This window comes from Geodermatophilus sp. SYSU D00867, from assembly GCF_054050315.1.
The window spans coordinates 44,696-56,772 of the sequence record NZ_JBJGZC010000010.1; the positions used below are offsets into that span (position 1 = coordinate 44,696).

Annotated in this window: 8 protein-coding genes; 7 read left to right on the plus strand and 1 reads right to left on the minus strand. The window is 77.1% G+C overall.

What is annotated here, in order from left to right; all coding sequences use genetic code 11:
• The first annotated feature begins 50 nt into the window (after window positions 1-50).
• On the plus strand, window positions 51-1,868 hold the full coding sequence (locus ACI8AK_RS11185; RefSeq protein ID WP_387988689.1) for a dynamin family protein: 1,818 nt from the start codon (window positions 51-53) through the stop codon (window positions 1,866-1,868).
• Complete coding sequence (locus ACI8AK_RS11190) at window positions 1,865-3,499, plus strand: dynamin family protein (RefSeq protein WP_456956278.1); 1,635 nt, start codon at window positions 1,865-1,867, stop codon at window positions 3,497-3,499. The genes ACI8AK_RS11185 and ACI8AK_RS11190 overlap by 4 nt, the downstream gene beginning before the upstream one ends.
• A 619-nt stretch (window positions 3,500-4,118) precedes the next feature.
• On the opposite strand, the gene ACI8AK_RS11195 is transcribed toward ACI8AK_RS11190, so the two are convergent.
• Window positions 4,119-4,910, minus strand: coding sequence for an enoyl-CoA hydratase-related protein (locus ACI8AK_RS11195; protein WP_387988691.1), 792 nt, complete (start codon window positions 4,908-4,910; stop codon window positions 4,119-4,121).
• Window positions 4,911-5,051: 141 nt separating this feature from the next.
• Here ACI8AK_RS11195 and efeU point away from each other — a divergent pair, with 141 nt between their 5' ends.
• The 5 genes from efeU to ACI8AK_RS11220 all read left to right on the plus strand — a co-directional run bounded on the left by efeU (window position 5,052) and on the right by ACI8AK_RS11220 (window position 12,064).
• Window positions 5,052-5,951, plus strand: a complete 900-nt coding sequence (efeU, locus tag ACI8AK_RS11200; RefSeq protein ID WP_456902112.1) for an iron uptake transporter permease EfeU — start codon at window positions 5,052-5,054, stop codon at window positions 5,949-5,951.
• Window positions 5,938-7,092: an iron uptake system protein EfeO gene (gene efeO, locus ACI8AK_RS11205; protein WP_456902111.1), complete on the plus strand. Its 1,155-nt coding sequence runs from the start codon at window positions 5,938-5,940 to the stop codon at window positions 7,090-7,092. The genes efeU and efeO overlap by 14 nt, the downstream gene beginning before the upstream one ends.
• Window positions 7,093-7,174: 82 nt before the next feature.
• Window positions 7,175-8,509 carry an iron uptake transporter deferrochelatase/peroxidase subunit gene (gene efeB, locus ACI8AK_RS11210; protein WP_456956280.1) on the plus strand — a complete coding sequence of 445 codons (1,335 nt, stop codon included), beginning with the start codon at window positions 7,175-7,177 and terminating at the stop codon, window positions 8,507-8,509.
• 205 nt (window positions 8,510-8,714) lie between these two features.
• A complete protein-coding gene (locus ACI8AK_RS11215) occupies window positions 8,715-10,451 on the plus strand; it encodes a serine/threonine protein kinase (protein ID WP_456956282.1) in 1,737 nt (578 codons plus the stop codon).
• A gap of 20 nt (window positions 10,452-10,471) precedes the next feature.
• Window positions 10,472-12,064: a serine/threonine protein kinase gene (locus ACI8AK_RS11220; RefSeq protein ID WP_456956284.1), complete on the plus strand. Its 1,593-nt coding sequence runs from the start codon at window positions 10,472-10,474 to the stop codon at window positions 12,062-12,064.
• The last annotated feature ends 13 nt before the right edge of the window (window positions 12,065-12,077 follow it).

Below are 12,077 nucleotides of genomic sequence, written 5' to 3' on the forward strand. Positions count from 1 at the left end.
TCCGCAGTCGGGCCCGCAGTGGTATCACCGGGGCTCCGGAGGAGGTGGCAGTGGTCACACCAGAGCAGCTCGTCGACCGGGTGCTGGCGCTCGCCGAGGAGTGCGGGCGGCCCGACCTGCAGCGGCGGCTCACCCAGGCGCGGGGGAGGCACGCCTCGCCGGGCGTGCGCGTCCTGGTCCTGGGGGAGCCCAAGCAGGGCAAGAGCTCGCTGGTGAACGCGCTGACCGGGGTGCCGGTCTGTCCCGTCGCCGACGACGTCGCCACCGTCGTCCCCACGGTCGTGCGCAACGGGGCCGCCCCGCGGGCCACGCTGGTGCGGGCGGTGGGGCCGGCCCCCGCCCCGGGCGCCGAGGTCGTCACCGAGCGGGTGCCCGTCCCGGTCGAGACCGTCGCCGCGCGGGTCACCGGGCCCGGTGCCGAGCGGATCCTCCAGGCCGAGGTCGAGCTGCCCCGGCGACTGCTCGCCGGCGGTCTCGAGCTGGTCGACACCGCCGGCGTCGGCGGCCTCGGGGTGGTGGCGCACGCGCTGACCACCCTCGACCTGCTGCCCACCGCCGACGCCGTCCTGTTCGTCTCCGACGCCAGCCAGGAGTTCACCGCGCCGGAGATGGCCCTGCTCGAGCAGGCCTCCGCGCTGTGCCCGACGGTCGTCTGCGTCCTGACCAAGACCGACGCCTGCCCCGACTGGCGGCGGATCGCCGAGATCGACCGCGGGCACCTCGCCGCCCGGGGGTGCGACGCGCCGCTGTTCGCCGTCTCCTCGTCGCTGGCCCAGCTCGCGGTGCAGCACCGGGACCGCGAGCTGCACGAGGAGTCCGGCATCGCCGCCCTGGTCGGCCACCTGCAGGACGAGGTGGCCGGTCGGGCCGCGACGCTGGCCCGCCGCTCCCTCGTGCACGACCTCACCGCGGTGACCGGCCACCTGTCCCTGGCCCTGCGGAGCGAGCTGCGCAGCCTGGAGGACCCGGCGTCGCGGGAGGCGCTGCTGGCCGAGCTGGAGGAGGCCCGCACCGCGGTCGACGAGCAGCGGCGCCGCTCGTCGCGCTGGCAGCAGGTGCTCAACGACGGCGTCACCGACCTCATGGCGGACATCGACCACGACCTGCGGGACCGCTCCCGGGTCGTCGTCCGCGAGGCGGAGGAGGTCATCGCCGCCCGCGACCCGGGTCCGGCCTGGCCGGAGATCACCGCGTGGCTCGACGAGCGGATCGCCGCGGCGGTGGCCGACAGCTACGTCTGGGCCGAGCAGCGCTCCCGGTGGCTCGCCGAGCAGGTGGTGGACCAGGTGACCCGTGACGGCGGCGGTGCCGTCCCGGCCCTGGAGGTCGGCGCCGCGGGCGACGCGCTGGACGCCCTCGTCGCCGTCCCGGGCATCGACGACGGCTCCATGACCCTGCGCGAGCGGACGCTGATCGGGCTGCGCGGCTCCTACACCGGGGTGCTCATGACCGGCCTGGTCACCAGCCTGGCCGGGCTCGCCATCATCAACCCGATCTCCCTGGCCGCCGGCGTCGTGCTGGGCCGCAAGGCGTACAACGACGACGCCAGGCAGCGGCGGCAGCGGCGCGAGACCGAGGCGCGGACCGTGGTGCGGCGGCACCTCGACGAGGTGGTCTTCCAGGTCGGCAAGCACCTCAAGGACCGGCTGCGCACCGTGCAGCGGACGCTGCGGGACCTGGTCACCGACACCACCGACGAGACCGCCCGGACCCTCGCCGACGCGGTCAGGGCCGCCCAGCGGTCGGCCAAGGAGGCCACCGCGGACCACGACACCCGCGTCCGCCTCCTGCGCGCCCGCCTCGACCGGCTGGACCGGCTGGCCGGCGAGGTCGCCCGGCTGGACCGCACCCCGGTGCCCACCCCGTGACGGGGCCCGCCGCCCTCGACGACGTCCGGGCGCTCCTGGACGACGCGCTGACCCGCTGGGGCGGCGTGCCCGACGCCGCCGGCCGCCTGGCCGCCGCCCGCCGGCGCCTCGACGAGCCCCTGCGGGTGGCGATCGTCGGCCGGGTCAAGGCCGGCAAGTCGACCCTGCTCAACGCCCTCGTGGGTGCCCGGGTGGCCCCGACCGACGCCGGCGAGTGCACCCGGGTGGTCACCGAGTACCGGCACGGCGCCACGCCCCGCGTCGTGCTGCGCGGCCGGGACGGCGCGGCCCGCGACCTGCCGGTGCGCCGGGACGGTGGGGGGCTGCGGCTGGACCTGGCCGGTACCGCGCCCGAGGACGTCGCGACGCTCGTCGTCGACTGGCCGTCGCCGGACCTGCTGGCCGCCACGCTCGTCGACACCCCCGGCACCGGGTCGCTGTCGACGGGCACCAGCGACCGCACGCACGCCTTCCTCGGCACCGACGCGGGCCTCGCCGGCGCCGACGCGATCGTCCACCTGACCCGCCGGCCGCAGCCCGACGACCTGGCCGTCCTCAGCGCCTTCCAGGCCGCCACGGGTGCCACCGGGACCCTGACGACGACGATCACCGTGCTGTCCCGGGCCGACGAGCTCGGGGCGGGGCGCATCGACGCGCTGCACGCGGCCGAGGCGGCGGCCCGCCGGATGTCCGCGGACCCGGCGCTGCGGGCGGTCAGCTCGGCGGTCGTGCCGGTCGCCGGCCGGCTCGCGCTGGCCGGGCGGACCCTGCGGCACGGTGACCTGGTCGCCCTGCGGTCGCTGGCCGCCGCCGACCCGGCCGCGGTCACCGGCATGCTGCTCACCGCCGACCGGTTCTCGCGGCCGGAGACGCCCGTGCCGATGTCGGCGGAGGTCCGGGCCGGCCTGCTCGACCGGCTGGGGCTGTTCGGGGTCCGCCTGTCGGTCGCCCTGGTCCGCGCCGGGATCGGCGACGCCGACGCGCTGGCCGCCGAGCTGCTGCGCCGCAGCGGCCTGGTCGAGCTGCAGCGGCTGCTGCACGTGCACTTCACCGCCCGCGGTGGGCCGGTGCGGGCCGCCGCCGCGCTGCGGCTGGTCGAGTCGCTGCTCGAGGAGCACCCGGTGGACGGGGCGGAGGCCGTGCGCGCGGAGGTCGAGCGGATCCGCCTGGCCGGGGACGACCTCGCGGAGCTGGCGCTGCTGGCCCGCACCCGCGCACCCGGCGGTCCCCTGCCGGCCGCGCTGGCCGCCGAGGGCGAGCGGCTGCTCGGCGCCACGGACACCACACCGGCCGCGCGGCTCGGGCTGCCCGCGGACACGCCCCCGGCGGCGCTGCGCACCGCGGCCCTGCAGGCGCTGCGGCGCTGGCGGGAGGCGGCGGCCGACCCGCTGGCCGACCGGGCGGCCGCGGACGCCGCCGACGTCGTCGTCCGGTCCGTCGAGGGGGTGCTGGCCGCCCTCGACGCGGCGCCCGGCTCAGCGGGCGCGGGACCAGGCCCGGGCGGAGCGGGTGAACAGCGGGACCGGGACCAGCAGGAACAGCCCGGCCGCCGCGATCAGCGCGACCCGGTCGAGGTCGGCGTCCCCCGCCGCGGTGCTCTGCGCCACGTCGAGGACCAGCAGGGTCGGTAGCAGGGCCGCCAGCAGCAGCCAGCGGGCCCACGCCCGGCGCCGCAGCGCGAGCGCCGTCCCGGCCGCCATGACGGCGGTGACCAGCCCGGTGGCGCCGACCACCGTCGCGATCGTCGCCGCGACGGCGTCGGCGACCTCCCCGGCCGACGCGGCCAGGTCACCGGCGGCCGCGGTCCCGGTCAGCCGCGCGTCGAGCGCCGCGCGGTCGAGGAGCATCGCCAGCACGCCGGCGACGGCGGCCAGCGCCGCGGCCCAGCACAGCAGGCCGGAGACCCGGACGGCGCGCGGGCGCGGCGGCACGGTCGGGGTCAGCGGGAGCGCGACCGAGCTCGTGAGCGGAGGGCGTGGGGGGAGCGGACGTCCCTGCGGGACCCCGGCGTGCCTGCGGGGGAGCGGTCGTTCCCCCGGAGCCGCCTCCGTCGTCCCCGCCGTCCGTGCCCCGTCCACGAGCTGCCCCTCCCCGTCGCGTGGGGGGAGGGTGTCACCGCACAGCGGTACCGCCGGGTCCCGCAACGGCCGGGCGGGACGGGACCCACCGTGTCTGTACCGGCAGCGATCCCACCGCAGCCCTCCGTGAACGGGGACGGGCCCCGCGATGCCGTCGGCCCGCCGGCGAGGCTCAGCGCCCGGTGAACCGCGGCGGGCGCTTGGCCAGGAACGCCTCGACCGCCTCGGCGTGGTCGGCGGTGCCGCCGAGCTCGGTCTGCAGCCGCGCCTCCAGCGCCAGCGTCTCCTCCAGCGAGTCGGTGGGCGCGCTCGCCAGCACCGTCTTGACCGCCCGGTAGGCCGCCGTCGGCCCCGTGGCCAGCCGCTCGGCCAGCGCCCTGGCCTCGTCCGCCACGCGGTCGGCCTCGACGACCCGGTGCACCAGACCCCACTGCAGCGCCGTCTCGGCGGGGAAGGCGTCGGGGAGCAGCAGCAGCTCGGTGGCGCGGGCGACGCCCACGCTGTGCACCAGCCGCGCGGCCAGGGCCGAGTCGCTGGACAGCCCGATGCCGGTGAACGCGGTCGTGAACTTCGCGCCCGCGGCGGCCACCCGCAGGTCGCCGGCCATCGCGAGCCCCAGCCCCGCGCCGGCGCAGGCGCCGTTGATCCCGACGACGACCGGCACCCGCAGCCCGGCCAGCGCCAGGACCAGCGGGTTGTACTCGTCCTCGACGACCGACAGCGAGCTCCCGGCGTCCCCGCGCAGCGACTCGACGTGCTCGGCGAGGTCCTGGCCCACGCAGAACGCCCGGCCGGTGCCGGTGACCAGCACCGCCCGCACCGACCCGTCGCCGGCGATCCCCTGCACCACCTCGAGCAGCTCCCGCCGCATCGCCCGGGAGATCCCCGGCCGCTGCAGCGTGACGGTCGCGACGCCGCCGGCGTCCTCGCGGGTCACGGTCGTGGTGGCGGTGGTCTCCGACATGCCGGTCACCCTGCCACGCCCGCCCCCGGCCGAGGGGGCCTCCCGCGGACGGGGGCCGGAACGATCGTGCACGACGAGTAAGGTGTGCCTGCCCTCAGTCCGGTGACGGGGGACACCCCACCCCCGACAGATGGGTCAGCCATGGGCCAGGCGTTCGTCGCCAGCTACCTCATCGGCCTCCGCGAGGGCCTCGAGGCCACCCTGGTGGTCAGCATCCTCGTCGCGTACCTGGTCAAGAGCGGCCGCCGCCGCCAGCTGCTGCCGCTGTGGGCGGGCGTGGCCGCGGCCGTCGCCCTGTCGGTCCTGTTCGGCGCGCTGCTCACCTACACGCGGACGACGCTGCTGGCCGACTACCGCTCCCGCGAGCTGTTCGAGGCGATCACCTCGGTGCTGGCGGTCGCGCTGGTCACCTGGATGGTCTTCTGGATGCGCCGGACCGCCCGGAAGCTCAAGGGGGAGCTCACCGGGCAGCTCGAGCACGCGCTGGGCACGGGCACGCTCGCCGTCGCCGGCGTCGCCTTCCTGTCCGTCGTCCGCGAGGGCCTGGAGACGACGCTGCTGTTCTACGCGGCCGCCCAGGGCGCGACGACGTCGGCGACCCCGCTGGTGGCCATCTCCGCGGGCGTGCTCACCGCCGTCGTCGTCGGGATCGGCCTGTACGCGGGCGCCATCCGGATCGACCTGTCGCGGTTCTTCACCGTCAGCGGGGTGCTGCTGGTCCTCGTCGCGGCCGGGATCCTCAAGTACGGGGTCCACGACTTCCAGGAGGCCGGGGTGCTCCCGGGCCTGGACGTGCTCGCCTTCGACATCTCGGGCGTCCTGGACCCGAACAGCTGGTACGGCGCGGCGATCGCCGGGATCTTCAACGTCACCGCGGCCCCCACGGTGCTCGAGACGGTCGCGTACGTCGCCTACCTGGTGCCGGTGCTCGTCGCCTTCCTCTGGCCGGCCCGCACGCCGGCCGCCCCGAAGCCCTCCGGCGCCGACCCGGCCCGGACCCCCACCCAGCCGTCGGAGACCACCCAGCATGTCCGTGCGTGACCGCCGCCTCCCCCTGCTCACCGCCGGCCTGCTGGCCGCGCTGACCACCGCCGCCTGCTCGTCGGCCGACGGCGGCTCCGGCGCCGCGTCCGCCGGCGGGCAGGCGGCCGACACCGTCGCCGTCGCCGCCACCGACGACGCCTGCGACGTCGCCAGCAGCGAGCTGCCGGCCGGGACGCACAGCTTCGCGGTGACCAACTCCGGCGACCAGGTGACCGAGTTCTACGTCTACGCCGAGGGCGACCGGGTCATGGGCGAGGTGGAGAACATCGCGCCGGGCCTGACCCGCGAGCTGCTCGTCGAGCTGCCCGCCGGCAGCTACGAGACCGCCTGCAAGCCGGGCATGGTCGGCGACGGCATCCGCGGCGACCTCACCGTCACCGGCGAGGCCCGGTCGCTGTCGGAGGACGAGACCCTCGCCCAGGCGAGCGCGGACTACCAGCGCTACGTGCAGAGCCAGACCGGCGCGCTGCTCGAGCAGACCACCGCCTTCGTGGACGCGGTGGAGGCGGGCGACGTCGAGGGCGCCAAGGCGCTGTACCCGGTCGCGCGCACCTACTGGGAGCGGATCGAGCCGGTGGCCGAGGTCTTCGGCGACCTCGACCCGCTCATCGACGGCCGCGAGGGCGACCAGGCCGAGGGCGAGGACTTCACCGGCTTCCACCGCATCGAGCAGGCGCTGTGGGTCGGCGGCACGACCGAGGGCATGACCCCCTACGCCGACCAGCTGCTCGCGAACGTGCAGGAGGTCGTCGAGCTCGCCGACGACACGACGCTGGAGCCGCTGCAGCTGGCCAACGGCGCCAAGGCCCTCCTCGACGAGATCGCCACCGGCAAGATCACCGGCGAGGAGGACCGCTACTCGCACACCGACCTGTGGGACTTCGCCGCCAACCTCGAGGGCTCCGAGGCCGCCGTCCAGGCGCTGCGCCCCTACCTCGAGGAGGCCGACCCCGACCTGGTCGCGGAGATCGACGAGCGGTTCGCCGCCACCGAGGCCGAGCTCGGGCAGTACCGCACCGAGGGCGGCTGGACGCTGCACGACCAGCTCACCGAGGAGCAGCTCCGCGGCCTGTCCGACAGCATCACCGCGCTGTCGGAGTCGGTCAGCCAGGTCGCGGCGGTCGTCGCGGACCAGTGACCCGCGGCACACCGGCGCCGGGGACGCGCCGGTGTGCGCGGGACGTTGCGCCCTGCGAGACCGTCCCCGTCCCGAGGAAGCCATGACGGAGCCCACCGCCGACCAGCCGGCCGCGCCGCAGCGGCCGGGTCTGTCCCGCCGCCGCCTGCTGGGCACCCTCGGCGTCGGCACCGCCGGTGTCCTCGCCGCGGGCGCGGCCGGCGGCGTCGTCGGCCGGGCGACCGCCGAGGGCCCGGCGGGCGGAGCCCAGGCGGCCGGACCGGCCCCGACCGACGCGGTGCCCTTCCACGGCGAGCACCAGGCGGGGATCGTCACGCCCGCCCAGGACCGGCTGCACTTCGTCGCCCTCGACGTCACCACCGACAGCCGCGACGACCTCGTCGCGCTGCTGCGGGACTGGACCGAGGCCGCGCGGCGCATGACCGCGGGCCGGGACGCCGGACCGGTCGGCGCCGTCGACGGCGAGCGGTACGCCCCGCCGGACGACACCGGCGAGGCGATCGGCCTGCCGCCGTCCGGGCTGACGATCACCGTCGGCTTCGGGCCCACGCTGTTCACCACCGCCGACAGCCGCGACCGCTTCGGCCTCGCCGCCCGCGGGCCCGCGCCGCTGGTCGAGCTGCCGTCGTTCCCCGGCGACCAGGTCGACCCCGCGATCAGCGGCGGTGACCTGTGCCTCCAGGCCTGCGCCAACGACCCGCAGGTCGCCGTCCACGCCGTCCGCAACCTGGTGCGCATCGGCGCCGGGGTGGTCAGCGTGCGCTGGTCGCAGCTGGGCTTCGGCCGGACGTCGTCGACCAGCACCGGCCAGGCCACCCCGCGCAATCTGTTCGGGTTCAAGGACGGCACCGCCAACCTCAAGGCCGAGAACGGCAGCGCGCTGGACCGGTTCGTGTGGGTCGGCGACGACGACGGCGAGGGGGGCCGGGCGGACTGGCTGCGCGGCGGCTCCTACCTGGTCACGCGGCGGATCCGGATGCTGGTCGAGCCGTGGGACAGCTCCTCGCTGGACGAGCAGCAGCGCACCATCGGCCGTACCAAGGGGAGCGGGGCACCGCTCGGCCAGCGCGCGGAGTTCGACCCGGTCGACTTCACCAAGCAGGTCGACGGCGAGTTCGCGATCCCCGAGACCAGCCACGTCTTCCTCGCCCACCCGACCAACTCCGGGACGGCGATCCTGCGGCGCGGCTACAGCTTCGTCGACGGCTCCGACGGCCTGGGCCGGCTCGACGCCGGGCTGTTCTTCATCGCCTTCCAGCGGAACCCGGAGACCGGCTTCGTGCAGGTGCAGCGCAACCTGCGGACGGACGCGATGAACGAGTACGTCCGGCACACGTCGTCGGCGGTGTTCGCCTGCCCGCCCGGCGTCCGCGACGACGCCGACTGGTGGGGCCGCGCCCTCTTCGAGTCCGCCTGAGCCGGCCGGCCACCGGCGTGTCACCGGGGCGTCGTCGGCGCGTCGCCGTGTCGATGCCGAGCCGTGACGCACGGGACTCCCCGGACGGGTGGGACTGCTGGGAGGATGTGTGGTCTCGGAAGGACCGGGCACCTCCGCGGACGAGGACCGGTACGCCGGGACGGACGGCGTCGGCAGCAGGGCCGGCAGGGATGGGAGAGGTCCCGTGGTGGAACCGGGTCGCCGGATGCTCGGTGACCGCTACGAACTCTCCCGGCTCATCGCCGCCGGTGGCATGGGCCAGGTCTGGCGCGGCACCGACGTGCTGCTGCACCGCCCGGTCGCGGTCAAGGTCCTGCGCAGCGAGTACACCGGCGACCCGACGTTCCTCGCCCGCTTCCGCGCCGAGGCCCAGCACGCCGCGGCGCTGAACCACCCGAACATCGCCGCGGTCTACGACTACGGCGAGACCGAGGCCGGGGACACCGGCGAGACACTCGCCTACCTGGTCATGGAGCTGGTCGAGGGTCAGCCGCTGTCGGCGCTGCTGCGCCGCGAGGGCCGGCTGGACACCTCCACCACCCTGTCGGTGCTCGGCCAGACCGCCGCCGCGCTGTCCGAGGCGCACCGCGCCGGGCTGGTGCACCGCGACGTCAAGCCCGGCAACATCCTCGTCCGCGCCGACGGCAGCGTGAAGATCACCGACTTCGGCATCGCCTGGTCGGCCGGCAGCGTCCCGCTCACCCAGACCGGCCAGGTCATCGGCACGCCGCAGTACCTCTCGCCGGAGCAGGCCGAGGGGCACCTGGCCACCCCGGCCAGCGACGTCTACGCCCTCGGCCTGGTCGGCTACGAGTGCCTCACCGGGCACCCCGCCTTCGACGGCGACAACGCGGTCACCATCGCGCTCAAGCAGCTGCGCTCGGACCCCGAGCCGCTGCCGGACACGCTGCCCCGCGACGTCCGCACCCTCATCCGCCGCGCGCTGGCCAAGGACCCGGCCGCCCGCATGCCTGACGGCGCCGCGTTCGTCGCCGCGGTCGAGGACGCCCGCGCCGGGCGGCTGCCGGACCTCGAGCCACCGGCACCGGCGCCCGCGCCCGTCCCGGCCGCCGCGCCGGCCGGGGTGGCGGTCGCCGCCGTCCCGGTCGCCGCCGTCCCGGTCGCCGTCGACGCCGGCCCGCCCACCCAGGCCGCCCCCGGCCCGTCCGGCGTGCTCCCCGGCCCGGGCGGGCAGCGGCGCAGCAGCCCCCCGCCACCGCCCCGCCACCGCGTCGCGGCGGTCCTGGTCCCGCTGCTGGCGCTGCTGCTGGGCGCCGGGCTGGCCGGCGTCGTCTTCACCGCCCTGGGCGACGACCCCGGCTCCCCGACCGTCGTCGCCGCGCAGACCCGCGACAGCGAGGACGGCGTGGTGCTCGAGGCCGGTGACTACGTCGGCCGGCCGATCGACGACGTCGCCACCCAGCTGTCCGCGCTGGGCCTGGGCGTGGAGCGGCGCGAGCAGGTGACCGGGTCCGCGGTCCCGGGCCGGGTGCTCGGCGTCTCGCCCGAGGGCGTGCGCCTCGAGCCCGGCGACGACGTCGTCGTCACCTTCGCCGTCGCGCCGGCCGGTGGCCGCGGCTCCCGGCCGGCGCCCACGGGGCAGGGTGGCGACGGCGGCGTCTCGGCCGTGACCGGCGACAGCACGCCCGGCACGGTGGTCGAGCCGGTCCCGCCCGCGACGGACCCGGCTCCGGGGACGGCGGTCCCGGAGCCGACCGAGGCCGCCACCCCGACCACGACCACCGCGCCCGGCTCGTCCGCGACCGGCTCCCCGTCGGACACGACGACCACCACGCCGGCGACGCCCACCGGCACCACCGCCACGAGCTCGAGCACCCCCACGTCGTCGTCGCCGGTGACCGGCACCGCCGGGACGACGAGCGGGACCACCTCCGCCGCGGGAGACTCCACCAGCCGCTGATCCGGAACCGAGGAGGTGCGATGCACGGCAGGCCTGCACGTCGCGTCGTCGCCGGCCGCTACGAGCTGCTGGGCCTCCTCGCCACCGGCGGCATGGGCCAGGTCTGGCGCGCCCGGGACGCCCTGCTGGACCGGCCGGTCGCGGTCAAGCTGCTGCGCAGCGAGTACGTCGAGGACGAGACCGTCCGCACCCGGTTCCGCACCGAGGCGCGCCTGGCCGGCCGGCTGCTGCACCGCAACATCGCCGCGCTGCACGACTACGGCGAGGTGGTGACCGAGGACGGCGAGGTCTGCGCCCACCTGGTGATGGAGCTCGTCGACGGCGAGCCGCTGTCGGCGCTGCTCGCCCGCGAGGGGCGGCTGCCGGCGGAACGGGTGCTGGACCTGGTGGGGCAGACCGCCGCCGCCCTGGCCGCCGCGCACGCCGCCGGCGTGGTGCACCGCGACGTCAAGCCGGGCAACGTGCTGGTCGGCTACGACGGCGTCGTCCGGATCACCGACTTCGGCATCGCCTGGTCGGCGGGCAGCGCCCCGCTGACGCGCACCGGCCAGGTGGTCGGCACCGCCCACTACCTCTCGCCCGAGCAGGCGGCCGGCGGCAAGGCGGGGCCCACCAGCGACGTCTACGCACTCGGGATGGTCGCCTACGAGTGCCTGGCCGGGCGGCGGGCCTTCGACGGCGAGCACCCGGTGCAGATCGCGCTGCGGCAGATCCGCGACGAGCCGGACCCGCTGCCCCGTGACGTGCCGGAGCCGGTGCGGGAGCTGGTGGCGCGGATGCTGGCCAAGGACCCCGCCGGCCGGCTCGCCGACGGCGCGGCGGTGTGCCGGGCGGTGGAGACCGTCCGCGCCGGCCGCCCGCTGCCGCCGGCGCCGCCACCGGTCACCGCGCCGCTGCCGCCCGTGGTGTCCCCGCGGGCCGTGTCCCCGCCGGCCGTGGCCGCCGCTCCCGCACCGCGCCGCAGGGCCGGGCGGGTCCTCACCGGCATGGCGACCCTCGCGGTCGGCGCCGCCCTCGGGGTCGGCGTGCTGGAGGTGACCGCGCCGGGGTCCTCGCCGGTGCCGGCGGCCGAGGCGGGGTCCCCGGCGGACGCGGGCACCGACGTGCGGCGGGTGGACCTGGTCGGCCGGTCCGCCGACGAGGTGGAGGAGCAGCTGGTCGCGGCCGGGCTGAGGGTGCGCCGGGTGGTGGTGGAGACCGCCGACGCGGCCCCGGGCGTCGTCACCGGGGCGACCCCGGTCGGGCGGCTGACGCCGGGGGAGACGGTCACGCTGACGGTGGCCGCGGCGGTGTCCCGGCCCGAGTCCGGGCCGTGGTCCCCGCCACCGTCGTCGTCGCCACCGTCGTCGTCGCCGCCGTCGCCGCCGCCCTCGTCGCCGTGGCCCTCCGTGCCGTCCTGGGCGGTGGACTCCGCCCCGGTCACGGAGGTGGCCGAGCCGGTGACGCCCGCCGCGCCGGAGCCGGACCCCGTCCCGCCGCCGGCGGCCGGGGACGAGGCGGACGCCCAGGACCCCGGCGAGGGGGACGGCGACGGCGAGGTGGACGGCGACGGCGGGGGGAACGGGAACGCCGGCGGCAACGGACGGGGCAACGGACGGGGCCGCGTCCGCTGAGCCGCCGGCGTCG